This window comes from Roseateles aquae (assembly GCF_032337115.1).
GTDB lineage: Bacteria > Pseudomonadota > Gammaproteobacteria > Burkholderiales > Burkholderiaceae_C > Roseateles_C > Roseateles_C aquae.
On the sequence record NZ_JAVXZY010000004.1, the window covers coordinates 264261 to 287673 of the forward strand.

Sequence of the window (23413 nt, forward strand, 5' to 3'; positions counted from 1 at the left end):
GCCCGGCGGCGCACAGACGGCACCGGCAGTCCCGGCACGCTGCGCAGGATGTGCCTCAGTCTGTCCGGCGCGGGTGACCCTGCTGTGACAGGGTGCTTGCCCAGGCACTTGCCAAACCCGGGCGATCTTCGTAGCGTCCGGAGCCGTTCATTCAAAACGGATGAACAGTCCCCTCAAGCGCGATGAACCGCCCGCCGCTCAGCCGCGGGCACACTGCCCAACATCAAAGCCGGGAGCCCAAGAACATGAACAGCCGCCCTTCCCTCCAAACGCCTGCCAGCCGCTACAACGGCCTGGCCATCTTTCTGCACTGGCTGCTGGCACTGGCCATCGTCGGTGCGTTTTGCATGGGCCTGTACATGAGCGATCTGCCGCTGTCGCCGACGCGGCTGAAGCTCTACAACTGGCACAAATGGGCCGGCGTCACGATTCTGGCGCTGTCGGCGCTGCGCCTGCTCTGGCGCCTGGCGAACAAGCCGCCGGCCGATCTGCCCATGCCGGCCTGGCAGGCGCGCGCCGCCCACCTCGTTCATGGCCTGCTCTATCTGAGCTTCTTTGCCATCCCGCTGTCCGGCTGGGCCTACAGCTCGGCGGCCGGCTTCCCCATCGTCTGGTTCGGCGTGCTGCCGCTGCCCGACTTCGTGCCGGTCGACAAGGCCCTGGCCCACCAGCTGAAGGAACTGCATGAACTGCTGGCCTGGGGCCTGGCCCTGCTGGTCGGCGCCCATGTGGCCGCCGCCGTCAAACACCAGCTGATCGACAAGGACGGCCTGCTGCAACGGATGCTGCCCGGCCGCGGCTGAAACACAAACAGGATACCCACACCATGCCCCGCACTCTGACTCACACCACCCTGGCCCTGATGCTGGCCGGCCTTGGCGCGTTCGCCTTCACAGCGCCGGCCCTGGCCCAGGCAAAACCTGGCCCCGCCAAGCCGGCCAGCGCCGCGACTGCAGCCAAGCCCGAGGCCAAAACTGAGGCGGCCCCGCAGCTGCTGGCCGCGCAGAGCGAGCTGCGCTTCACCAGCCGCCAGATGGGTGTGCCGGTCGATGGCAGTTTCAAGCGCTTCGAGGCCAAGCTGGCCTTTGACCCCAAGAAGCCCGAGGCCGGCAACGTCGCCTTCAACATCGATCTGGCCAGCGTCACGCTGGGCGACCCGATGCTGGACGCCGAGCTGGCCAAGCCGGCCTGGTTCGACAGCAAGAAGGCCGCCCAGGCCAGCTTCCAGAGCAGCGCCATCAAGGCGCTGGGCGGCGGCCGCTACGAGGTGGCCGGCAAGCTGACGATCAAGGGCCAGCAGCGCGACATCGTCGTGCCCCTGGCACTGGCGCAGGCCAATGGCGTCAGCACCGCCACCGGCGGCTTCGTGCTCAAGCGCCTCGAATTCAAGATCGGTGATGGCGAGTGGAGCGACACCTCCATGGTCGCCAACGATGTGCAAGTGAAGTTCAAGCTGGCCTTCAGCGGCGTTGCCGCACTCTGAAGCGCCGCCTCTTTTCCCTCCTCCCCAACCCCAAATCTGGAACATCCATGACCAAGACCCTGCTGAGCCTGGCCCTGCTGGCCACCGCCACCTTCGCCCAGGCCGAAAGCGCCAGCTACACGATCGAGCCGACGCACACCTTCGTGACCTACGAGATCAGCCACTTCGGCACCTCGACCAATCGTGGCCGCTTCGACAAGAAGGAAGGCACGGTGCAGCTGGACCGCGCCGCCAAGACCGGCAAGGTCGAGATCAGCTTTGACATCGCCTCGGTCAACACCGGCGTGATGGGCATGGACAAGCATCTGCAAAGCGATGACTTCTTCGCCTCGGCCAAGTTCCCGACTGCCAAGTTCGTCGGCGACAAATTTGTCTTCAATGGCGACAAGGTCAGCGAAGTCAGCGGCCAGCTGACGCTGAAGGACAAGACCGCGCCGGTGACGCTGAAGGCCAGCAACTTCAACTGCTATCAAAGCCCGATGATCAAGCGCGAAGTGTGCGGTGGCGATTTCAGCGCCACCATCGACCGCACCCAATGGGGCATCGACTACGGCCTGGCCTGGGGCTTCCCCAAGGAAGTCAAGCTGGTGATCCAGGTCGAAGCCGTGCGCCAGTAAGCGCACCGCGTTTGAAGAGGAAAGGCCCCGCCGATGCGGGGCCTTTTGCTTGGCGTGCTCAGCCGAGCCGGAACTGCCCCACCTGCAAGGTCAGTTGTTGCGCCTGTTGGCTCAGGGCCGCGGCCGCCTCGCCGCTTTGCAGCACCAGCGCGGCATTCTGCTGGGCCACCTCGTCGAGCTGCTGCACCGCGCCGCTGACCTGACTGATGTCCTGATGCTGGCTGGCCGACTTGCCCTGGATCTGCGCAATCATCCGCGCCACCGCGTCGGCCCGCTGCAGCACCTGCTGCATCATGCCGCCAGCGCCATCGGCGAGGCGATTGCCCTGCTCGACGCGCTCGACCGAATGCGCAATCAGCTGCTGGATCTCGCGCGCCGCGGCCGAGCAGCGCTGCGCCAAGGCGCGCACCTCGGCAGCCACGACGGCAAAGCCGCGGCCCTGTTCGCCGGCACGCGCCGCCTCTACCGCCGCATTGAGCGCCAGCAGATTGGTCTGGAAGGCGATGCCATCGATGACGCCGCTGATGCTGGCGATCTGGCCCGACACCGCGTTCAGCCCCTGCATGTTGTGAATCATGTCCTGCACCGCAGCGCCGCTGCGCCGTGCCACCGCACTGGCCTCGTTGGCGGCTTCGCTGGCCTGTGTGGCCAGGCTGGCCGTGCCATGCACCGCCTCGCTGAGCTGCTCCATGCTGGCGCTGGTCTGCTGCAGGCTGCAGGCGGCCTGCTCACTGCGCCGGCTCAGGTCTTCATGACCGGCGCGGATATCGCCGGCCGCCCCAAGGATCAGCGTTGAGGCCTGCTGAATGTCCTGCACCACATGGCGCAGGCCCAGACGCATCGCCTCCACCGCCTGCTGCAACCTGCGCAGCTCGGGGCTGCCAGCCAGCACCACCGGCGCGGCCAGATCGCCGGCCGCAACCCGCTCGGCCACGCGCACCACCGCATCGAGGCCGCGCAGTGTCGACACCAGCGTCCACCAGAGCAGCACCACCACGGCGATCAGAAAGGCCGCGCTGCCGACCAGCTGCCAGCGGCTGCGCGCCACCAACACGGCCTCACGCTCACCGAGCTTCTGGTTCAGCAAGGCCAGCATCTGCTTGCCGCTGGCTGCTTGCGCGTCCTGCGCCTGCTCCAGGGCCTGCACCAGCTGCTCCAGCGGAAAAGCGGGGTCGGCGATCGCCTGGCTCAGCGTCTGCGCCAGCTCGCGCTGCTGGGCAACCAGGCCCTGCAGCGGCAACGTGCTGGCGCCGTCGAGCTGCAGCGCGCGGCGCAGCTGGGCCTGCATGGTCTGCGCATGCAGGGTGAAGCGGGTTTGCGCCGTGCTCATCGCCGCCACATCGTCGAGCTGGGCCAGGCGCGCAAGATCGCGCAGTTCCGCCAAGGCTTCGAGCACCCGCGGCGCCTGCTGCAGGCTGGCGCTGGCGGCAGCAGCGGCCAGCGGGTCGTCGAACATGCCGGCCTGCTGGTTCAGCTCATCGATCTGCTGCTGCCAACGCTGCTGCAGCGGGGCATAGGCTTGCATCACCTGCTGCACGGTCTGACCTGGCTGTTGTGCCTGCTCGAGCAGGGCCTGGCCCTCGGCGGGCCAGGCCGCCAACGCCGCCGCAGGCGCCAACGGCACCCGCGTGGCAGCTTGCTTGAGTGCGGCCAGGTCCTTTTGCACGCCCTGTCTCAGCTGCTCGGCCTGTGCCAAGGCCGCGCTGTCGCCGCGCAAGGCCTGCAAGCTGGCCGCGCGGTGCTGCTGCAGCTGGGCCTGCAAGCCCTGCAGCTGCTGATTCAGTGGCAAGACGGCACGCTGGCTGGCCAGCTGACGCAGCTGCTGCTGGCTTTGCAGCAGGCCCTGCACCAAGGGCAGCAAACAGGCCAGCAGGCACAGCAGGCCCACCAGCAGGAGCCGCCAGCGCAGGCTCACACGATTCAGAATCATCTCCACTCCCGACGAACAAGTTGCAACACTTTTTGCCAGCTTGCAGGGCGCAAGTGATGCCAAGATGACACCCCCCGGGTATGCCCTAGCAAAAACAAACGTGGCAGCCCTTTTTGTGAGAAAGATCACGAGGGGCCTGTACCAGGATTGAACAAGAGGGAGTACTCCATGCGCATGACGCAACAACGAATCCTGCAACTGGCAGTGGCCGCAGCCTTGCTGCTGCTCTTGCTGGTGCAGACCTGGCGCTGAGCCGAGCGCGAGGCCCTGGTCGCAAACGGCCGGTCTGGGCCTCGCGTCTGTCTGCCGCGCGTGCAGGCCGTCATTGTTTTGATGCAGAACATCGCTAAGGCTTAGGTCGGGCGCAACGGCTTGCGTACAGTCCGGGACAACAAAAGGTCCCGTGATGAACGTCTCCCACCCTCCCACCTGGTACGAACGCTGGCAACGCTTTTCCAGCGCTGTCGTTCATGGCTTCCATGTCTACGCCAGCTGGCTGGTCAGCATCAGCTGGCGGCGCTTCGTCGTGTTGGCCCTGCTGCTGCTGATCGGCGCCAACATCCTGCAATCGCTGCCCCCCTTCACTTGGCGCATCACTGAGCAGGTCGAGGATGTGCCCAGGCTGCCCAAATTGCCGAAGCCGCAAAAACCGGCCAAGGTCAAGCCGCTAGCCGACAAGCATGACAAGGGCGACGGCGTTCATTACGAAGTCAGCATTGATGAACACGGCATCCGTGTGACCCCTGGCAAAAGCGCCAGCCCGGCCGAAGCCGCCAAACCCGCCGAAAGCCCCGCTCCGGCCGAAGCCGCTGAACCCGCCACGGCGGCGTCCGGTGGTTTCGCCATCATCGCGCCGGGCGTGAACATCCGCCTGCCCAAGTCTGCCGACAAGGCCGAGATCAAACGCGCGGTCGAAGAAGCCCGCGCCGAACTGGAAAAGGCGGTGCAGGAAGCCCGCGAGGCCAAGGAAGAAGCCGAGCAGGAGCAGGCCGATGCGCGTGAAGCACAGCAGTCGGCCGAACAGGTGCGCGAGGAGACGCAGCGCCTGCTCGATGAAGTACAAAGCAACGGCTCGCACTCACGCACCCGCGTGATCCATCTGGGCGACTTCCTGGTCGATCTGGCGGCGCTCATCGTGCTGGCCTCGGCCGTCATCAAGATCACCTACAAGGGCCGCATCCAGGCTGAGGTCAAGGCCGCACAGGCCGCCGAAACGGCCGAGGCCGAATCGCTGAAGCGCCAGGTCGTCGAGGCACGGATGGCGGCGATGCAGGCCCAGGTCGAGCCGCATTTCCTGTTCAACACCCTGGCCTCGATCGACCACCTGATCGAAACCGACCCGCCACGCGCCTCGCAGATGCAGCGCAATCTGATCGCCCTCCTGCGCGCCTCGATGCCGACGATGCGCGAGGCCAATGCCAGCGGGGTGCGCGACCTGGGCCGCGAACTGGCCGTCATTCGCCCCTATCTCGAAATCCTCAAGGTGCGTATGGAAGAGCGGCTGCAGACCGAGATCGATGTGCCTGAGGGCCTGCTTTCTGCCGAGTTCCCGCCGATGATGATCCAGAGCCTGGTCGAGAACGCGATCAAGCACGGCCTGGAACCCAAGGCCGAGGGCGGCAGCCTGAAGGTGCGCGCCGAGATCGTCCACGGCAAGCTGGCCGTGACGGTGGCCGACACCGGCCTGGGCTTTGGCCGCGCGGCCACCGCCGGCACCGGCGTCGGCCTGGCCAATATCCGCGAACGCCTGATGCTGCTCTACGGCAGCCGGGGCAGCGTGACGATCAGCGAAAACCAACCATCGGGCACCGTGGTCACCATCACCGTGCCCTATCGCAGCCGCAATGAGGAAGGAGCCTCGACATGAGAACCCTGTTCAAACTGGTGTTCGCCTTCAGCCTGGTGCTGGTGCTGATCGGCGTCTGCAGCGGCGTGGCGATGTTCCACGAGTTCGGCAGCGATCCGGGCTTCAACGTCAGCATCAATGGCGACGATCTCAGCTTCAACAGCATGGACCTGGGCGACTGGCTGGGCCTGGGGCTCGGCCTCGGCATCACCGCGCTGGTGATGTGCATCGTGCTGCCGCTGGTGCTGCTCTTGAGCGTCGGCCTGCCGCTGCTGGTGCTGTGCTGCGTGATCGGCGGGCTGGCGCTGGCCGCCGGCAGTGTCGGCGCGGTGCTGTTCTCGCCACTGTTCTTCGTCGTGCTGCTGCTCTGGCTGTTGCTGCGTTCGCCACGCAGAAAGTCCGAGCCGCCCGCGCGCCACTATCGCTGAGCTTGCCGCTAGCATTGCCGCCATGAACACAACCCACATCCCCGAAAGCGGCCGCGTGCGTGCCGTGCTGGCCGACGATGAACGGCTGATGCGCGAACAACTGCGCAGCCGCCTGATCGAGGTCTGGCCCGATCTGGACATCGTCGCCGAGGCCAAGAACGGCCTGGAGGCGGTTGAGCTGTGCCGCGAACACAAGCCCGATCTGGTTTTTCTGGACATCCGCATGCCGGGGCTGACCGGCGTCGAGGCGGCACGGCAGATCGCCCAGTTGCCCGAGGACGACAGCTGGCTGGTGCCGGAGATCGTCTTCATCACTGCCTACGACCAGTACGCCGTCGAGGCCTTCGAGCAGGGCGTGGCCGACTATGTGCTGAAGCCGGCCGAGCGCGAACGCCTGCTGGTGACGGTGGCGCGCATCAAGAAGCGGCTGGCGCAGCGCCAGGACGGCGAGGAGCCGGCCAGTGCCGCCGAAGCCGGCCCGGCCGCGCCGCTGCAGCAGCTGTTGCACAAGCTCTCGGCGCAGATGAACCCGGGCGGTGCGCCCAAGTACCTGCAGTGGATCCAGGCCACCGTCGGCCAGGCCATCCAGATGATTCCGGTAGACGATGTGCTGTTCTTCATCAGCGATGAGAAGTACACCCGGGTGCAGACCGCCACGCTGGAGGCCTTGATTCGCAAGCCGATCAAGGAGCTGGTCGACGAGCTGGACCCGGCCCTGTTCTGGCAGATCCACCGCTCGACCCTGGTCAATGTGAAGGCCATCAACGGCATTACCCGTGATTTCCGCGGCCGCCAACTGGTCGGCGTCAAGGGCCTGACGGAAAAGCTGGAAGTCAGCCGCAGCTACACCCACCTGTTCAAGGGCATGTGAGGCGCGGCCTGGGCGAGCGGCTCAGCGCCGCGGCGCCTCCAGGCTCAGCGTGAAAAAGCTCTGCGCCAGCCAGTAGCTGGACAGCACCAGCAGCGCTGCATAAGGCAGCGGCACGGCGAACTTGTTGATCGCGATCAGCGCGTCCGAGAACATGAACAGCGTGCCGCCCCAGGCCGCCAGCCGCGCACGTGCCTCAGCCGCCGTGCCCATGGCGCTGCGCCACCAGGCCCAGGCCTGGGCCGCCATCGTGGCCAGGCAGGCCACATAGATGACGACCGGTGCCCGCAAATCGCCGGCAATGCCCGGCCACAGCTTCAGCAGCACCATCACCGCAATGGCGGCGAACATCAGCAGTGGCCACAGCGGCCTGGCCAGCCGAGTCGGCACGCAAAAGGCGGCGATATAGCAAAGATGCGCCAGCAAAAAGCTCAGCAGGCCTGGCAAAAAGCCCTGCTCAGGCCACAGCAGGAATACGTCGCCGCCCAGTGAGAACAGCAGACCGAAGCGGATGCGCCGCGCCATCACCGGCGTGTCCTCGCCACGCGGCCAGGCAAACAGGATGATCAGCACGGTGGTCAGCGGCTTGGCGATGAAGCCCATTTCGCGCGGCAGGCCCAGCCCGTCCAGGGCCACGATGGCCAGCAGGGCGCTGATCAGGGTCAGCAGCGGCAGCAGTCGGTAATTTCGCATGCCGGCATTGTCCCGAGCGCTGCACTGCTGACGCAGCGGGTTTGCCCCTGAGAGCCGCTTTTCATTTGGAGTCAATTCTCTAATCGGCAAGGCTTCGTTGACGGCAAGCGACAGTCTCCGTTCTTACCCGCTGGGCATGTTGTGGCCGCTCAGCAGAATCGCTTCTCACCCAAAAAACCGGCCGCGCGCACGTTGACGCAAAGGCCGCCGAGAACGAAGGAGACCCCCATGGTCCGTGCTTCCCGCAGACCGGCCGCCGCGCGCGCCGTCCTGTTCGCCCTTGCCCCCCTGAGCCTGGCCCTGCTGTGCAGTGCCGCCCAGGCCTCTGGCTACCGTTTCGGTACGCAGAGCGCCGCCGCCGAGGGCACGGCCAATGCCAATGGCGCCGAAGGGGCCGATGCCTCGACGATTTACGCCAACCCGGCCGCGTTGACGCGGCTGTCGGGCTGGAATTTCTCCGGCGTGCTCGATCATGTGCGCCCCGATGTGCGCTTCACCGACGCCGGCTCCGTGATCAGCCTGCCCGGCAGCGGCTTCAAGCCGGTGGCCATCTCCAAGGCCGGCGATACGGTCAAGCCCGCGGCCGACGCCTGGGTGCCGCATCTGTACGCCGCCTACAAGGCCTCGGACACGCTGGCCTACGGCCTGGGCATCTACGTGCCCTCGGGCGCCAAGCTCGACTACGCGCCGGGCTGGGGTGGCCGCTACAACCTGAACTCGGTGGAGCTGAAGTCGTTGGCCTTCAACCCGAACGTGGCCTGGAAGCTGAGCGACAAGCTCTCGCTGGCCGCGGGCGTGAGCGCCGAGTACATGCATGGCCATCTGCAACGCGCCGTGCCCTACGCCTCGGTGTTCGCCGCCGGCCTGCTCGGCGCGGCACAGAAGGCCGCCGCCGCCGGCGCGCCCGGCCTGGCCTTGCAGCTGCAGCAGCAGGCGGCCCAGGTGTTCGGCAATCCGGCTTTCGACGGCGGCATCGACATCAAGGGCAGCGACTGGGGCATTGGCGCCAATCTGGCCCTGCTGTGGGAAGCCGACGAGAAGACCCGCTTCGGCATCGCCTGGCGCTCCAGCGTCGCGCACAAGCTGAAGGGCTCGGCCGACTGGAGCCAGCCGGCCAATCTGCCGGCCGAAGTGCTGGCCGCCGCCACCGGCAGCCCCTATGACGGCCATGCCAAGCTGGACCACAACGACTCCGGCGCTAGCCTGGGCGTGAAGACGCCGGACTCGCTGTCCTTCCAGGCCTACCACCAGTACACGGCGAAGTTCGCCGTGATGGCCGAGGCAAGCTGGTACCGCCAGTCGCTGCTGGACACGCTGCGCATCGACTTCGACAGCACGACCGCGCCCTCGATCACCGCCGAGCACTGGAGAGACGTCTGGCGCCTGTCGCTGGGCGCGACCTACCGCGTCAACGATCAGCTGCTGCTGCGCGGCGGCGTGTCGCTGGACCGATCGCCGGTGCAGACCGTCTACCGCAGCCCGGCCCTGCCCGATTCCGACCGCAGCTGGCTGGCCCTGGGTGCCAACTACCAGTTCAACGCGCAGACCAGCGTCGATCTGGCCTTCGGCTACATCAAGCTGAAGGACGCGCCGATGCAGGCCACCGACGACGCCGAGGGCGCCACGCCCTGCAACTGCGCCTACTCGACGGTGCGCGGCAACTACAAGGCCTCGGCCACGACCTTTGGCGTGCAGCTCAATCACAAGTTCTGAGCCACAAATTCTGAGCGTCAGGCCCCCCCCTATGGGCAAGACCTGACCCCAACACCTGATTGAATCGAGACACCATCATGGATAGACGCAGTTTCCTGCGCCGCACGGCCGTGCAGACCGGCGCACTGATCACCGCTTCCTCGGCCCTGGGCGGCCTCGCCGGCTGCACCGGCGGCGGCTCCGACGGCGCTGAGGTTCAGCCACTGCCGCCGACCTTCCCCGGCACCGACACCCCGCTGCCGGCCACCCCGGCGGCCAGCGGCGCCTACAAGTTCCCGCAAAGCGTGGCCTCGGGCGACCCGCGCCCCGATGGCGCCCTGCTCTGGGCCCGCGTCGTGCCGACCAGCGCCGACGATGTGACGAGCAGCGCCAATGCCAGCAGCTTCCAGGTCAAGCTTCGCATCAGCAGCGCCGACAACGCCGCCAATCTGAGCACCACCAATGCGCTGGCAGGCACGATGGATGCCGAGGTCGATGTGCCGGTCTACGGCTTCTACGACAACACGCTGCGCCATCGCATCAGCGGCCTCAAGGCCGCCACCGTCTACTACTACCAGTTCACCGCGGGCGACAGCCGCTCCAAGGTCGGCCGCTTCAAGACCGCCCCGGCTGCCGATGCCGACATCGATGCGCTGAAGTTCGCCTTCATCACCTGCCAGGACTGGAGCATCAACCACTGGGCCGGCATGAGCGCGCTGGCACAGGAGAACCTGGACTTCATCGTCCACCTCGGCGACTACATCTATGAAACCGTCGGCGCCAGCTTCCAGGCCGGTGCGGTGGAAGCGGCCCACCCGGCCCTGAAGCTGCCCGATGGCGGCGATCTCGGCGGCGGCGCCAAGTACGCCAGCACCCTGGCCGACTACCGCTATCTGTACAAGCGCTACCGCACCGACCCGCGGCTGCAGGCGCTGCACGAGCGCTTTGCCTTCGTCGCCATCTGGGACGACCACGAGTTCTCCAACGACTGCTGGCAGGACCGCGAGACCTACGACAACGGCACGTACAACCCCGCCACCGGCGGCGACAACACCGCCCAGCCGACGCGCCGCCGCTCGGCCAGCCAGGCCTGGTTCGAGTTCATGCCGGCCGATGTGACGTTCACGCTGGACCCCGGCTACGGCATCGCCAATATCCGCATCTACCGCGACCTGAAGTTCGGCAAGCTGATGCATCTGGTGATGACCGACCAGCGCCTCTACCGCGCCGACCACATGATCCCCGAGGCGGCACCAAGCCCGCTGACCGGCCAGCCGCTGGGCGAGGTCGGCGCGCGCTACTTCGTGCCCGAGACCTCGGTCTACGGCGTCGAGGCGCAGAAGATCGCCGCCGGCAAGAGCCTGCCCGACCCCTATGCGCTGGTCTCCATGCTGGGCGGCAGCCAGCGCCAGTGGTGGATGGACACGATGAAGAACTCCAGCGCCACCTGGAAGCTGTGGGGCAATGAAACCTCGCTCTTGAAGATGTCGGTCGACATCGCCAAGATCCCGAGCGCGCCGGCCGCCTTCAAGACCCGCTTCCTGCTCAACGCCGACCAATGGGATGGCTATAACGCCGAGCGCAAGCTGCTGATGCAGCACCTGATCGCCAACAAGGTCAGCAATGTGGTGGCGCTGACCGGCGACATCCACGCCTTCTTTGCCGGCGTGGTGATGGACGACTACAGCGCCGACACGCCCAAGCCGGCCATGGTCGATCTGGTCACCGCCGGTCTGTCCAGCGACTCCTTCTTCAGCTATTTGCGTGCCGCCTCGGCCGCCCCCGCCTTTGCCGCCATCCAGCCACTGGTGGTGCTGAACGAGGCCGTGGCCGAAGGCATCGCGATCCAGATGCTGTCCGCTGCCATCGCCATGGGCGCCGGCGTCACCGACCTCAGCAACACGGCCGCCATCCAGGCTGCCGTCGGCGGCGCCATCCAGGCCGGTCTGATTCCAGCGGCCGCCGTGGCGCCAACGCCGGGCCTGTCCACCGCGGCGATCAACACGCTGGACGAAACCCTGGGCGGCCAGATGGGCGGCGTGATCGCCAACACCATCGCCGCACTGGCGGGCGCCTCGCGCTCGGCGGCTGCGATGACGCTGTACGGTCTGATCGCGCAGAAGCTGGCCGCCGCACTGGGCATTCCGGTCAATTTCGTGCCGGCTACCGAGGTGGTCAAGCGCCTGAACCCCTTCGCCAACAGCACGACCGGCATCGCCCCGAGCGCCAACAACCCCTCGCTGGTCCACACGGACACCGACGCGCAGGGCTTTGCCGTGGTCACGCTGAGCAAGACCGAGCTGCTGTGCGAGTTCCGCAAGCTGGCTCGCCTGAGCAACGGCGAACTGCCGGCCGCGCCGGTGGCTTCCGTGACCAAGCTGCGCGTGCCGGCCGGCTCGCCCAGCGTCAGCAAGGTCTGAGCTGGGCGATAGCTGAGGCAAACCAGGGAAATCTCGGTCACGGCTTGCGGCTGATACCGCTTACAACGCAGCCCAACCGCTGAATCGGCCGCTTGCTCGCAAGCGGCTGGAAGCAACGCCGCGTGGTGGAGACACTGCGCGGCGTTGCCACATCTGCGGCAGACAACAACTATGGAAGCCATGACTCGGTCGGCAAGCAAGGCGCCGAACGGGCAGCCTTCCCCAACCGAGGAACCCACCGATGCTCAAGCTCTCCGGCCTGACCCATGTCTATGCCAACGGCACCCGTGCGCTGGACAACGCCAGCCTTGACATTCCCAAAGGCATGTTCGGCCTGCTCGGCCCCAACGGCGCCGGCAAGTCGACCCTGATGCGCTGCATTGCCACCCTGCAGACGCCAAGCGCCGGCAGTATCCAGTTTGGCGATATCGATGTGATCAAGCAGCCGGAGCGCCTGCGCGCGACGCTGGGTTATCTGCCGCAGGACTTCGGCGTCTACCCGCGCGTCTCGGCCTACGATCTGCTTGACCATCTGGCCGTGCTCAAGGGCATCGCCCAGCGCGGCGAGCGCAAGGACACGGTGGAAACCCTGCTCACCCAAGTCAATCTCTGGGATGTGCGCAAGAAGGCCGTCGCCGGCTTCTCCGGCGGCATGCGCCAGCGCTTTGGCGTGGCCCAGGCACTGATCGGCAAGCCGCAGCTGATCATCGTTGACGAGCCCACCGCCGGCCTCGACCCCGAGGAACGCAACCGCTTCAACAATCTGCTGGCCGAGATCGGCGAGCAGGTGGTCGTCATCCTGTCCACCCACATCGTCGAGGACGTGGCCGACCTCTGCCCGCGCATGGCCGTGCTGGCCCAGGGCCGCATCGTGCAGACCGGCGTGCCGCAGGAACTGACCCGCTCGCTGCAGGGCCGGGTCTGGCGGCGCAGCATCGCGGCCGCCGAACTGTCGCGTTATCAGGCCGAGATGACGGTGATCGCCAACCGCCTGCGCGGTGGCCAGACCGTCATCCATGTGCTGGCCGACGCCTGCCCCGAGGCCGGCTTCGAGCCGATCGAAGGCAGCCTGGAAGACCTGTATTTCGCCACGCTGGCCCAGTCGCGCCGCAGTGCGCAGGCCAGCGCCGCGGCTGCCGCTTGAGGGGGACGGCCATGCTTGCCAAGATTGCCGCCTTCGAGGCGCGCTACCAGCTGCGCTCGCCGCTGTTCGTGGTCGCCTTCCTGATCTTTTTCCTGCTGACCTTTGGCGCCGTGACCGTGGACCAGATCCAGATCGGTGCCAAGGGCAACGTCAATATCAACTCGCCCTACGCCATCCTGCAGACGGTGGGCATCATGAACCTGATGGCGATCTTCGTCGTCACCGCCTTTGTGGCCAACGTCGTCATCCGCGATGACGAGACCGGCTTTGCGCCGATTCTGCGCGCCACCCGGATCAGCAAGTTCGACTATCTTGTGGGGCGCTTCAGCGGCGCCCTGCTGGTGGCCTTTCTGGTCATGCTGTCGGTGCCGCTGGCCATACTGATCGGTTCGAAGATGCCCTGGCTGGATGCCGAGAAGGTCGGCCCGCTGGTGCTGCAGCACTATCTGTGGGCGACCTTTGTGTTCAGCCTGCCGACGCTGGTGCTGATGAGCGCCGGCTTCTTCGCGCTGGCCACCGCCACGCGCTCGATGATGTGGAGCTATGTCGGCGCGGTCGCTTTCATGGTGCTGTTCGTCATCAGCCGCGGCCTGCTGTCCGATCCCTCGCTGGACACCGCATCCTCGCTGGCCGACCCCTTTGCCGTTGGCACGCTGGGCCGCATCACCAAGTACTGGACCACCGCCGACCGCAACACCCTGCTGCCCGCCTTGAGCGGCGTGCTGCTGTGGAACCGACTGCTCTGGCTGGGCGTCGGCGCGCTGCTGTTTGCGCTGGCCTACCGGCTGTTCCGTTTTGACGTGCAGGGCCAGCGCCTCGACAAAGCCGCCAAGGCCAGCAAGGCCGCCAAGCCCGGCAAGGCGGACCCGGCGCCGAGCCCGCGGCCACTGGGCAGCCCGAGCGACAGCGGCTACGCCCGCTGGCTGCAGTTCAAGGCGCTGACGCGCTTTGACATGGCCTTTGTGTTCAAGAGCCCGGCCTTCTTCGTGCTGCTGATGTTGGGCGTGTTCAATTCGATCGGCAGCCTGATCGTGACCGGCGAAGCCCGTGGCGTCAGCTACCTGCCGGTGACCCGCGCCACCGTTGAGGCCTTGATGGGCAGCTTCACGCTGATCCCCATCATCATCGCCGTCTACTACGCCGGCGAACTGGTCTGGCGTGATCGCGAACGCCGCATCCACGAAATCGTCGATGCCAGCGCGGCGCCGAACTGGGCCTTCCTGCTGCCCAAGATCATCGCCATCGCCGGGGTGCTGCTGGCCACCTTTGTGGTGGGCGCGCTGACCGGCGCCGTGTTCCAGCTCGTTCATGGCTACACCCATCTCGAACCGCTGGCCTATGCCCTGTGGTTCGTGCTGCCCAGCTTCATCACCGCGCTGCTGCTGGCGGTGCTGTCGGTCTTCGCCCAGGCCCTGGTGCCGCACAAATTCATCGGCTGGGGGCTGATGCTGGTCTATGCCGTGATCGGCATGGTGATGGGCCAGATGGGCTTTGAGCACAAGCTCTACAACTACGCCGACACGGCCAATGTGCCGCTGTCCGACATGAATGGCATGGGCCATTTCTGGATCGGTCGCGCCTGGCACCAGGTCTACTGGCTGGCCTTTGCCGCCATGCTGCTGGTGGCCACGCACCTGATGTGGCGCCGTGGTGCCGAGACCCGATTGAGCCCGCGCCTGGCCCGCCTGGGCGGCCGGCTCAAGGGCACGCCGGGCGTGCTGCTGGGCCTGTTCACCTTGGCCTGGGTCGGCAGCGGCAGCTGGATCTTCTACAACAGCAATGTGCTGAACAAGTACGAGACCGAGCCCGAGAGCGAGCAGCTGCAGGCCGATGCCGAGCGCGAGCTGCTGGGCTTCGAGAAGCTGCCCCTGCCCAGCATCACCCATGTCACGCTGAAGGTCGATCTCTTCCCCAAGCAGATCCGTGCCGTCACGGAAGGCAGCTACCGGCTGGAGAACCGCACCGGCCAGGCGCTCAGCACCGTTCACGTCCGCCTCGACCCACTGCTGAAGATCGAGCAGCTGGAGCTGGACGGCGCCACGCTGCAAAAGGAATACGCCCGCTTCGGCTACCGCATCTACAGCCTGGCGACGCCGATGCAGCCCGGAGAGCAGCGCCAGCTGCGCTTCAAGACGGTGCGCGGCCAGCTCGGCTTCGTCAACGACAGGCCGCAAACCCAGATCGTCGACAACGGCAGCTTCCTCAACAACTTCGCGCTGACGCCGGTGCTGGGCGTGAACCGCAATATCTTCATCCAGGACCGCAGCAAGCGGCGCAAATACGGCCTGCCGGCCGAGTTGCGCGTGGCCAAGCTGGAAGACGAGGCGGCCAATGCCCACCACTATCTGCGCCATGACAGCGACTGGGTGACGGCCGACATCACCTTGAGCACCGATGCCGATCAGGTGCCGCTGGCGCCGGGCTACACGGTCAGCGACACCACGGCCGAAACGCCAATGGGTCGTCGCCGCACCCTGGTGACCAAGACCGAGGCGCCAATCCACAACTTCTTCTCGCTGCAGTCGGCACGCTATGCGATTGAGCGCGATCAGTGGACGGGCAAGGACGGCCAGAAGGTCGACCTGAGCGTCTACTTCCATCCGCCACACGCCAGCAATGTGCCGCGCATGCTGAATGCGATGAAGACCTCGCTCGATGTGTTCAGCACGGCCTTCTCGAACTACCAGTTCCGCCAGACCCGCATCCTCGAGTTCCCGGCCTACTCGCGTTTTGCCCAGGCCTTTGCCGGCACGGTGCCCTATTCGGAAGGCATTGGCTTTATCCAGGCCTACAAGGAAGAGCAGCAGGACGACAACATCGATCTGGTCAGCTATGTCACCGCGCACGAGATCGGCCACCAGTGGTGGGCGCATCAGGTGGTGGGCGCCGACAAGCAGGGCATGACGCTGCTGTCGGAGTCCTTCGCCCAGTACTCGGCGCTCCTGGTGATGGAGAAGATGCACGGTCGCGACCAGCTGCGCAAATTCCTCAAGCTGGAGCTGGACCGCTATCTGCGCGATCGCGGCGGCGAGCGGGTCGAGGAGCTGCCGCTGGCCCGCGTCGAAGACCAGGGCTATGTGCATTACCGCAAGGGTGCGCTGACCATGTACTGGCTGAAGGAGGTGGTCGGCGAGGACGTCGTCAACCGCGCGCTGCAGAAGCTGATCGCGCAGTACGCCTTCAAGTCGGCGCCCTACCCGGCCTCGACCGACTTCCTGCGCCTCTTGCGCGCCGAGGCCGGACCGCAACACGAGCAGCTGATCACCGATCTGTTCGAGAAGATCACGCTCTACGATCTGAAGGCCAGCGAGGCCACGGCCAAGAAGCGCGCCGATGGCAAGTACGAAGTCACGTTCAGCGTCGAGGCCAAGAAGCTCTATGCCGATGGCAAGGGCAAGGAGACCGAGGCGCCGCTGGCCGAGGGCTTCGAGATTGGCGCCTTCACCGCCGAGCCCGGCAAGAAGGGCTTCAGCAAGGCTGCGGTGCTGCTGCTGGAGCGCCGCCCACTGGTCTCGGGCAAGCAGCAGATCACGCTGCTGCTCGATGCCGAGCCGAAGTTCGTCGGCGTCGATCCCTACAATATGCGCATCGACCGCAACGCGGACGACAACCTCGCCAAGGTCAGCCTGAACTGATCTGCCAGCGAGTGCAGGCCCGGACCAGCGATGGCCCGGGCCTTTTTGCATCAGCTTGGGGCGTGTTGCCGCTGCATCGAGAACGCGGCCAATGCAAACCACAGAGCCATGGAGAAATCGGGCCTTCCAGCGCGGCCGTCTCTGTGACCCTGTGTCTCTGTGGTTTGTCTTGACTGAATTCCCACCACCGCGCAAACAGCTGTTTGCATCACGAGAACCCAGCCGCATGAAGTCCACAGCCGTCAAGATCCGCAGCCCCGAAGAGATTGCCAAGGCCCGCGAGGCCGGCCGCCTGGCCGCTCAGGTGCTGGCCATGATCACGCCGCATGTGCAGCCCGGCGTCAGCACCGACGATCTGGACAAGCTCTGCCACGACTTCATCGTTGACGAGCTGAAGGTCACGCCGGCCAATATCGGCTATCACGGCTATCCGAAGACTCTGTGCGCCTCGGTCAACGAGGTGGTCTGCCACGGCATCCCTTCGGCCAAGACGGTGCTGCGCGACGGCGATATCGTCAACCTCGATGTGGCGCTGATCAAGGACGGCTGGTTCGGCGACACCAGCCGCATGTACTTCGTCGGCGAACCCAAGCCACAGGCCAAGCGCCTGGTCGAGACCTGCTATGAGGCGATGTGCGCCGGCATCAAGAAGGTCAAGCCTGGAGCGACGCTCGGTGATGTCGGCTTTGCGATCCAGCGCGTTGCCCATCGCGAGGGCTTCAGCGTCGTACGCGAGTATGGCGGCCATGGCATTGGCGACATCTATCACGACGCGCCCCATGTGCTGCATTTCGGCAAGCCCGGCGACGGCCTGCGCCTGAAGGAAGGCATGATCTTCACCGTCGAGCCGATGATCAACGCCGGCAAACGCGGCATCCGCGAACTGGCCGATGGCTGGACCGTGGTCACCATCGACCGCTCGCTGTCAGCCCAGTGGGAGCATATGGTGCTGGTCACCGCCGAGGGCTTCGAGATCCTGACGCCCTGGCCGGACGGGCTGGGCAGCTATCCGGCAATTGCCTGAACGCGGCGTTTGCGCCGTCAACGCAGCCAAGCCGCAGGGCGTGTCGGCCGCAGGCATATGCCACCGTCCAAGTAGCCTGCCGGCGCAGCTCTCACCGCCGTATCGAGGGTGTGATGCGGCGCGTCTGCAGCGTGATGCGCTCGTCGGCATGGACGCCGGCGGCCAACCGCGTCACGAGCAACAGCGCCAGCTGCATGGTGCGCCAGGCCGCGGTCAGCGATTGGGTCCGTGAGCCTGCTCTGGCCATCGCCGACGTGCCCCCCCCCCCCCGCATGTCCTGCCGTCAGTGAATGGCCGGCATTGTTCCGCAGCGGACCGCCCACAGAAACCTCCTGGTGGGCGGCGCACAGGCGCTTAGGCCGACGCCGCCCCGAGCGTTCAGGCCAGCGACGACGCTGGCACCGCAGGCGAACCGATTCGCCGCTCAATCAAGCGGTAAGGCGCCTGCCCATGCTCGGGCTCGTCGCCACGCAGACGGATGCGCAGCAGATGCCGGCCTGCGTCGCTGAACGCGCTGCGGGCATGCAGGGCTTGATGGTTGTCCAGCAGCAGCAGGCTATCGCGGGGTAGCGCAAATTCGGCCACCCGCGTCGATCGCGCCAGCGCGGCCTCGAAGACTTCCAGCGCCGCGCGTTGCTCGTCGTCGGCATGCTCGGGGAACAGGGCGACGCCGCTGCGCAAGGTGTCGCGCCGGTAACGGATCGCCGGCTCGCTGGCGAACACCGGCGCCAGTGTGGCCTGCACAGCATCCGGGCTGTCGCTGGTGCGGAATGCATCGGGCACGCGAAAGGGCAGCGGTCGCTCGCTGAGCGCGCGGTAGGCCCAGGCCGTCGTGGCTTGATCGAGTTCGGTACGCAAGGCCCGCGCATCGCTGACCCGCGATACACCGCCGCCACAGTCCGCCGCCTCCATCACATAGAGCAGCACCATGCGTTCTGGCATCGGGTAGTACTGGGTGTCGCTGTGATAGTCGGCCTCGCGGTCATGTTCGGAGAAGGTCGCGTAATAGGCGGGCGACTCGACGCCAGCCAGCTGCGCCGAGCTCGCAAGCGGCGTGCGGTTCTGCACATCCCAGATGAGCTGGCTCTTGCGGAAATCGGTCGCCGTCGGCCTGCCTATGCAGGCACACAGCGCATAGACCAGCCGGGCCCGGGTTTGCGCATCGAGGCCTGCCAACCCCAGCGACGGCACCAGTACCCCGCAACCGGCGGCAGCCATCTCGGCCTTGAGCCGCTCGGCCAGCCGTGCCAGGCCCGGAGCAACACTGCGCAGGTCATCGCCCAACATGGCCTGCAAATGCAGATCGTCGGTCCTGCTGATCTGCTGGTACCAGGCCGCGTGGCGGTGGTGCGAAGCCACCGCCTGCAGAATTCTCATCCCCTCAGCCCCCCATCCACGCTCCATCGCCACCGGGCTCAATGACAAGCCGGCCTGTCGCAATTGCTTCATCATCATCCGCTCCCTTTCTGACAAGAAAACATGAGTGCTGCCGACGCTTGGCGGGCCGCCGCGCCGTGCCGCCAGGCCCGCCAGCCCAGCGGTAGCAGCAGGAGCAGCTGTACCGCCGCAACTGTCAGCAGGCAGCCAGGCCAGGCGCCCCGGTCCCAGACCCAGGCGGGCAGCACAGCGCCGCAGGCTCCGCCAAGGTAGTAGGCCGACAGATAAATCCCTGCAGCGCGCCGCGCTGCCGCGGGGCAGCGACGCCCGACCAGTTCGGCCAGGCCAGCTTGTGCGACAAACACTGCCAACGCGAACAAGCCCAGCCCCAGCAGCAGCCAGGGCGTCTGCGCGCTCAGGCTCAGCAGCAGGCCCACCCAGCTCAGGCCCAGCGCGGCCAGCAGCAACCGCAGCACGCCACAACGCCGCATCAGCCAGGGCGCCACGTGGACCAAGGCAGCCGAAGGCAGAAACAGCAGGTAAAGCGCTCCGACCTGTGACGCCGACCAATGCCACGGTGCGGCACTGAGTCGCGGCACGATGAAGCTGAACACCGATGCCTGAGCGAACAGCAGGCAGAAGCCCGCGGCAACCAGCGGGCGCATCGCTCGCCACAGCAGCGCCCAGCTCAGCGGCTCCTGCGTCACGGCGCTGTCGCGATCGCCGGCTGGCTGTCGAACGAGGTCAGCGGGCAGCAAGCGCCAGACCAGCAACGCCAGCAGCCCCTGCAACAGCGCCAAGCCGGCGAAGGCCCCCGGCCATTGCCAGGCCGGCAATAGCGCCGCCGGCAGAGCGCGCCCAAGCACGCCGCCAAGCACCGTGCCGCAGACATAGCTGGCGGACAGCGTGCGCCCACCCATCCCTTGCTGCAGCTGCGGCAGACTGCCCAGCAGGGCCGCCAGCACCAGCGGCAAGAGCAGGCCCTGCAGCAGCCGCAAGGTCAGCAATTCCATCTGGGTACGGCACAGACCCAACGCCACGCTGCTGACAGCCAAGCCCAGCAAGCCCAGCAGCAGCAACGGGCGCGGCGACCAGTGACTGGCCAGTGCGCAGCTGAACGGTGCCGTCAACGACAGCCCCAGCAGCGTCAGCATCAGCAGGCTGCCCGACTCGGCCAGGCTGAGGCCATAGCGCTGCTGCAGCGCGGGCAGCAAGGCCTGCGTGCAGTACAGCACCGCAAAGCTGGCCAGCGCCGCCAGCGTCACGGCCAGTTGCGCTTTCCAGGCCCTGTGCGGCTGCGCGGAGGTTGCCATGCCACGACCTTAGGGCCTGGTGGCTTTGCTGTGAAATATCTTTAAATCAGCGCTGTGAGATGATTTTCGAATGACGACGATCGCCACACGCCTGCCCGATCTGAAAAGCCTCAGCTGCTTCGTTGCCGTTGCCGAGGAGCTGCATTTCGGCCGGGCGGCACAGCGTCTGCATCTGTCGCAGCCGCCGCTGAGTCAGCAGATCATCAAACTCGAACGCCTGCTCGGCTGCCAGCTGCTGCTGCGCGATCGCCGCTCGGTAACGCTGACGCCGGCCGGGCTCGAGTTGCTGAGTCATGCCCGACAGCTGCTGCAAGGTCTTGGCACAGCGGTGCAAGCCACGCGCCGCGTCGCCAGCGGCGAGGCCGGCGAGCTGAGGCTTGGCTATTCGGGCTCGGCGCTTTATTCCAGTCAGGCACTGGACGCGTTGGCCGCGTATAAATCTCGTTATCCCGCTGTCGATGTCCAGCTTCGCGAGGGCGTGACCCGCGCCCATGTCGACTCGGTACTGGCCGGCCGACTGGACCTGGCCTTCGTGCGCGGCACCTTGCCTATACAGGCCAGCGGACTGCAACGCCTGCTGATCTCGCAGGAGCCCCTGCTGCTGGCGCTGCCGGTCGGCCATGCGTTGGCCGCCAGACGCTCGGTGCGCGTCGCCGAGCTGGCCGGACAGCCTTTCGTCGCCTTTGATCGCCAACGTGGCACGGCCCTCAACGAGCTGCTGAACCAGCTGTTCCATTCAGCCGGGGTCGAGGCCCAGGTGGTGATGCAAAGCAGCGAGATGGGCGCGCTGCTCGGCCTGGTCGCCGCCGGCGTCGGTCTGGCCATCGTGCCGCAGACGGTGGCCGGTCAGGCCCATGGCCACCTGCGCTTCGTGCCCTTGCGCGAAGCCGCCGCACGCATCGAGCTGCACCTGATTGCCGCCGCCCAGCCCTCGGCCGTCGCCGCGCATTTCATCGATCTGTGCACGGCGGTGCTCGGGACCGGCGGCAGGCGCCCGGAGCGCAGCAGCGGCCGAACGCCGCATCAATGAATCGTTGATCCGAACAGCAAAGCCTGCAGCTCACCGCTGCGCTTCATCTCGCTCATCGCCCGCCCCAATGCGCTAGCTTCGGCTTCCAGCCCGGGCGCCAGCCACAGGTAGACATCACGTCGTTCGACGATCTCCGCCTGCAGCTGGCCCACCAGCTCCTTCTCGCCAATCCAGCGCCCGGTCACATCGGTCGCCACCAGGCAGGCGTCCAGATGACGCCGCGCCACCATCCGGGCGCAGGTCAGCGGATTGAGCACCAGGAGCCGCCGGCTGAAGTCACGACTCAAGCCATCGAGTTCACGATAGCCATTGGGCACACCCAGACGCAGCGATTTGAAGCTTTCCAGCGTTCGGCCCGGCGGGCTGTTGCTCGGGGTCAGCAGCATGATGGTGGTCTGCGCGTAGGCCGGGTCGACGCGCAGCGCTCCCGGATAGCTCTGCGCGAACACGCTCAGCCGTCCCATATCGCCATCAAAATCGCCGGCGCGGAATTCCATCATCGCTCGCTCGGCAGGGCGCCAGGCCAGCGAGTAGCTCAGCCCCGCACGCTCGAACAGCTGATCGAACAGCTTGCGCAGCAGCGCCGCGTCGCTGCGTTCACTCGGCACCATTGACACTAGGCGCAGCTGCCGCGGTGGGCGGGGCAGCAAACCGCTCCAAGTGGCGTCCTCGGCAAGGCTGGGCAACACGCTCTCCAGATAGCGATGCAGAGCGCCGCTTTCACGCGCGGTGCCAAGCTGACGGGCAAAGGTCAGCCGCGGCCGGGCCGCGACCAGCAGGCCCTGCACCAGACTTGGCTGGCGCCGCTTGAAATGATTCAGGGTCGCCGCCTGCAGCAGTGCGACATCGGTGCCGCCCTCGTGCAGCAGCTGCAGGCAGGCCAGTTCGCTGGGCGCATCGACGCGGCGCACCTTGCCCGCCGCGATCAGCCATTCCAGGTCCGGCAGGCGGTGTCCGGGCAGACTGCAGACGGTACGCCCGGCCAGTGACAAGCCACCATCCAGATAGTCCGCCGGATCGGTTGCACGGGAGACAACCAGGTCGGCGTCCTGCATGAACGCTGCCGTCCAACGGGTGCCACGCTCCTTGTCCGCGCCCAGCCAATGCGGATTGGCCCAGGCCAGCACGCCATGCCATGCCGGCTTGGCCAGCATCCGCTCAAGCTCCTGACGCTGGATGGGGGTCGCAATGAACAGATAGCGCCCCGCGGAGCGCTGGCTCAGCCACTCGGCCAGGCCGACCGTCAGATTGCCGGCCGAAACGGCATCAAACGGCGGGTCGACATAGTAGGTATACAAGGGCAGCCGCTCGGTCGCCTGTACCGACGGGGCCAGCAGCAGCAGGGCCAGCCAGAGCCGGCGACGCCAGCGCGCGCAAGCAGCGAGAAGTTTGCTGGCGCCGATTGGGAAACGCTGGCAGGAGTCCATGCGCGAGCAGCCAGGAAGAGCGAGCGACAACGCCCGCCCCGACTCTAGCAGGCTCCCTGCCGGGCGCGCCGGCGGCACTGCGCGGGTTCAGCGCGTCGGCAGCCGCCACATCCAGGCCGCGACGCAAGCGCAGCAGGCCGCCGGCAGCCAGCACCAGGCCAGCGGCAGGCGATAGGCGGCCAGGGCGGAGCCGAACGTCATCATCGCCCAGGCCAGCTGCTTGGCACGCAGCGGGATGGCACGGTGGTCACGCCAGTTGCGCACCATCGGACCGAACCTCGGGTGACCGAGCAGCCAGGCCTCGCAACGCGCGCTACCGCGCGCAAAGCACACGGCCGCAAGCAGTACGAATGGCGTCGTCGGCAATAGCGGCAGGAAGATGCCCACGACGCCCAGCAGCAGGCTCAGCAGGCCGGCCAGTACCCAGAGCAGGCGTTGCCAGAGCTTGCCCTGGCGGCTTGTCAGCGGCGCATCGGTCATCGCCAA

At 66.6% G+C, this 23413-nt stretch carries 19 protein-coding genes; 12 read left to right on the plus strand and 7 right to left on the minus strand.

Annotated elements, in window-relative coordinates:
* The first annotated feature begins 245 nt into the window (after positions 1-245).
* Genes RQP53_RS12120 through RQP53_RS12130 form a run of 3 tightly spaced genes read left to right on the plus strand, consistent with a single transcriptional unit; the run spans position 246 to position 2100 of the window.
* On the plus strand, positions 246-803 hold the full coding sequence (locus tag RQP53_RS12120; protein ID WP_315650561.1) for a cytochrome b: 558 nt from the start codon (positions 246-248) through the stop codon (positions 801-803).
* A gap of 23 nt (positions 804-826) precedes the next feature.
* Complete coding sequence (locus RQP53_RS12125) at positions 827-1483, plus strand: YceI family protein (protein WP_315650562.1); 657 nt, start codon at positions 827-829, stop codon at positions 1481-1483.
* 47 nt (positions 1484-1530) lie between these two features.
* On the plus strand, positions 1531-2100 hold the full coding sequence (locus tag RQP53_RS12130; RefSeq protein ID WP_315650563.1) for a YceI family protein: 570 nt from the start codon (positions 1531-1533) through the stop codon (positions 2098-2100).
* Between the two features lie 58 nt (positions 2101-2158).
* Here RQP53_RS12130 and RQP53_RS12135 read toward each other — a convergent pair whose 3' ends face one another.
* Positions 2159-4030: a methyl-accepting chemotaxis protein gene (locus RQP53_RS12135; RefSeq protein WP_315650564.1), complete on the minus strand. Its 1872-nt coding sequence runs from the start codon at positions 4028-4030 to the stop codon at positions 2159-2161.
* 406 nt (positions 4031-4436) lie between these two features.
* Here RQP53_RS12135 and RQP53_RS12140 point away from each other — a divergent pair, with 406 nt between their 5' ends.
* The 3 genes from RQP53_RS12140 to RQP53_RS12150 are packed head-to-tail and all read left to right on the plus strand — an operon-like array spanning position 4437 to position 7175.
* Complete coding sequence (locus tag RQP53_RS12140) at positions 4437-5897, plus strand: sensor histidine kinase (protein WP_315650565.1); 1461 nt, start codon at positions 4437-4439, stop codon at positions 5895-5897.
* Complete coding sequence (locus tag RQP53_RS12145) at positions 5894-6304, plus strand: hypothetical protein (RefSeq protein ID WP_315650566.1); 411 nt, start codon at positions 5894-5896, stop codon at positions 6302-6304. The genes RQP53_RS12140 and RQP53_RS12145 overlap by 4 nt, the downstream gene beginning before the upstream one ends.
* A 22-nt stretch (positions 6305-6326) precedes the next feature.
* Positions 6327-7175, plus strand: coding sequence for a LytR/AlgR family response regulator transcription factor (locus tag RQP53_RS12150; RefSeq protein WP_315650567.1), 849 nt, complete (start codon positions 6327-6329; stop codon positions 7173-7175).
* Positions 7176-7196: 21 nt separating this feature from the next.
* On the opposite strand, the gene RQP53_RS12155 is transcribed toward RQP53_RS12150, so the two are convergent.
* Entirely contained in the window at positions 7197-7865 is a 669-nt protein-coding gene (locus RQP53_RS12155; protein WP_315650568.1) for a lysoplasmalogenase, read from the minus strand.
* A 228-nt stretch (positions 7866-8093) separates the two neighbouring features.
* Between RQP53_RS12155 and RQP53_RS12160 the strand changes: the two genes are divergently transcribed.
* The 5 genes from RQP53_RS12160 to map all read left to right on the plus strand — a co-directional run bounded on the left by RQP53_RS12160 (position 8094) and on the right by map (position 17780).
* Positions 8094-9578, plus strand: a complete 1485-nt coding sequence (locus tag RQP53_RS12160; protein WP_315650569.1) for an OmpP1/FadL family transporter — start codon at positions 8094-8096, stop codon at positions 9576-9578.
* Between the two features lie 77 nt (positions 9579-9655).
* The gene (locus RQP53_RS12165) at positions 9656-11977 is read left to right on the plus strand and encodes an alkaline phosphatase D family protein (RefSeq protein ID WP_315650570.1); all 2322 of its coding nucleotides are present in this window, start codon (positions 9656-9658) and stop codon (positions 11975-11977) included.
* A gap of 241 nt (positions 11978-12218) precedes the next feature.
* Complete coding sequence (locus RQP53_RS12170) at positions 12219-13121, plus strand: ABC transporter ATP-binding protein (protein ID WP_315650571.1); 903 nt, start codon at positions 12219-12221, stop codon at positions 13119-13121.
* An 11-nt stretch (positions 13122-13132) separates the two neighbouring features.
* A complete protein-coding gene (locus RQP53_RS12175; protein ID WP_315650572.1) occupies positions 13133-16756 on the plus strand; it encodes an ABC transporter permease/M1 family aminopeptidase in 3624 nt (1207 codons plus the stop codon).
* Positions 16757-16982: 226 nt separating this feature from the next.
* Complete coding sequence (gene map / locus RQP53_RS12180; protein ID WP_315650573.1) at positions 16983-17780, plus strand: type I methionyl aminopeptidase; 798 nt, start codon at positions 16983-16985, stop codon at positions 17778-17780.
* Between the two features lie 91 nt (positions 17781-17871).
* Here map and RQP53_RS12185 read toward each other — a convergent pair whose 3' ends face one another.
* From RQP53_RS12185 to RQP53_RS12195, 3 genes are all read right to left on the minus strand, one after another.
* Complete coding sequence (locus tag RQP53_RS12185) at positions 17872-18027, minus strand: hypothetical protein (RefSeq protein WP_315650574.1); 156 nt, start codon at positions 18025-18027, stop codon at positions 17872-17874.
* A 131-nt stretch (positions 18028-18158) separates the two neighbouring features.
* Entirely contained in the window at positions 18159-19229 is a 1071-nt protein-coding gene (locus tag RQP53_RS12190) for a TauD/TfdA family dioxygenase (protein WP_315650575.1), read from the minus strand.
* 2 nt (positions 19230-19231) lie between these two features.
* Complete coding sequence (locus RQP53_RS12195) at positions 19232-20470, minus strand: MFS transporter (RefSeq protein WP_315650576.1); 1239 nt, start codon at positions 20468-20470, stop codon at positions 19232-19234.
* Between the two features lie 70 nt (positions 20471-20540).
* On the opposite strand from RQP53_RS12195, the gene RQP53_RS12200 reads away from it, so the two are divergent.
* The gene (locus tag RQP53_RS12200; protein WP_315650577.1) at positions 20541-21500 is read left to right on the plus strand and encodes a LysR substrate-binding domain-containing protein; all 960 of its coding nucleotides are present in this window, start codon (positions 20541-20543) and stop codon (positions 21498-21500) included.
* Here the strand turns inward: RQP53_RS12200 and RQP53_RS12205 are convergent.
* Positions 21494-22927: a hypothetical protein gene (locus RQP53_RS12205; RefSeq protein WP_315650578.1), complete on the minus strand. Its 1434-nt coding sequence runs from the start codon at positions 22925-22927 to the stop codon at positions 21494-21496. The two genes, RQP53_RS12200 and RQP53_RS12205, sit on opposite strands and share 7 nt — an antisense overlap.
* Positions 22928-23014: 87 nt before the next feature.
* A complete protein-coding gene (locus tag RQP53_RS12210; protein WP_315650579.1) occupies positions 23015-23407 on the minus strand; it encodes a YbaN family protein in 393 nt (130 codons plus the stop codon).
* Positions 23408-23413 lie beyond the last annotated feature (6 nt).

Bases quoted from the DNA above. Each gene is read 5' to 3' on its own strand.
- RQP53_RS12145 (WP_315650566.1), top strand. From the start codon at position 5,894: ATGAGAACCCTGTTCAAACTGGTGTTCGCCTTCAGCCTGGTGCTGGTG.
- RQP53_RS12200 (WP_315650577.1), top strand. From the start codon at position 20,541: ATGACGACGATCGCCACACGCCTGCCCGATCTGAAAAGCCTCAGCTGC.
- RQP53_RS12175 (WP_315650572.1), top strand. From the start codon at position 13,133: ATGCTTGCCAAGATTGCCGCCTTCGAGGCGCGCTACCAGCTGCGCTCG.
- RQP53_RS12140 (WP_315650565.1), top strand. From the start codon at position 4,437: ATGAACGTCTCCCACCCTCCCACCTGGTACGAACGCTGGCAACGCTTT.
- RQP53_RS12130 (WP_315650563.1), top strand. From the start codon at position 1,531: ATGACCAAGACCCTGCTGAGCCTGGCCCTGCTGGCCACCGCCACCTTC.
- RQP53_RS12125 (WP_315650562.1), top strand. From the start codon at position 827: ATGCCCCGCACTCTGACTCACACCACCCTGGCCCTGATGCTGGCCGGC.
- RQP53_RS12185 (WP_315650574.1), bottom strand. From the start codon at position 18,027: ATGGCCAGAGCAGGCTCACGGACCCAATCGCTGACCGCGGCCTGGCGC.
- RQP53_RS12190 (WP_315650575.1), bottom strand. From the start codon at position 19,229: ATGAAGCAATTGCGACAGGCCGGCTTGTCATTGAGCCCGGTGGCGATG.
- map (WP_315650573.1), top strand. From the start codon at position 16,983: ATGAAGTCCACAGCCGTCAAGATCCGCAGCCCCGAAGAGATTGCCAAG.
- RQP53_RS12135 (WP_315650564.1), bottom strand. From the start codon at position 4,030: ATGATTCTGAATCGTGTGAGCCTGCGCTGGCGGCTCCTGCTGGTGGGC.
- RQP53_RS12150 (WP_315650567.1), top strand. From the start codon at position 6,327: ATGAACACAACCCACATCCCCGAAAGCGGCCGCGTGCGTGCCGTGCTG.
- RQP53_RS12205 (WP_315650578.1), bottom strand. From the start codon at position 22,927: ATGGACTCCTGCCAGCGTTTCCCAATCGGCGCCAGCAAACTTCTCGCT.
- RQP53_RS12195 (WP_315650576.1), bottom strand. From the start codon at position 20,470: ATGGCAACCTCCGCGCAGCCGCACAGGGCCTGGAAAGCGCAACTGGCC.
- RQP53_RS12210 (WP_315650579.1), bottom strand. From the start codon at position 23,407: ATGACCGATGCGCCGCTGACAAGCCGCCAGGGCAAGCTCTGGCAACGC.
- RQP53_RS12120 (WP_315650561.1), top strand. From the start codon at position 246: ATGAACAGCCGCCCTTCCCTCCAAACGCCTGCCAGCCGCTACAACGGC.
- RQP53_RS12155 (WP_315650568.1), bottom strand. From the start codon at position 7,865: ATGCGAAATTACCGACTGCTGCCGCTGCTGACCCTGATCAGCGCCCTG.
- RQP53_RS12170 (WP_315650571.1), top strand. From the start codon at position 12,219: ATGCTCAAGCTCTCCGGCCTGACCCATGTCTATGCCAACGGCACCCGT.
- RQP53_RS12165 (WP_315650570.1), top strand. From the start codon at position 9,656: ATGGATAGACGCAGTTTCCTGCGCCGCACGGCCGTGCAGACCGGCGCA.
- RQP53_RS12160 (WP_315650569.1), top strand. From the start codon at position 8,094: ATGGTCCGTGCTTCCCGCAGACCGGCCGCCGCGCGCGCCGTCCTGTTC.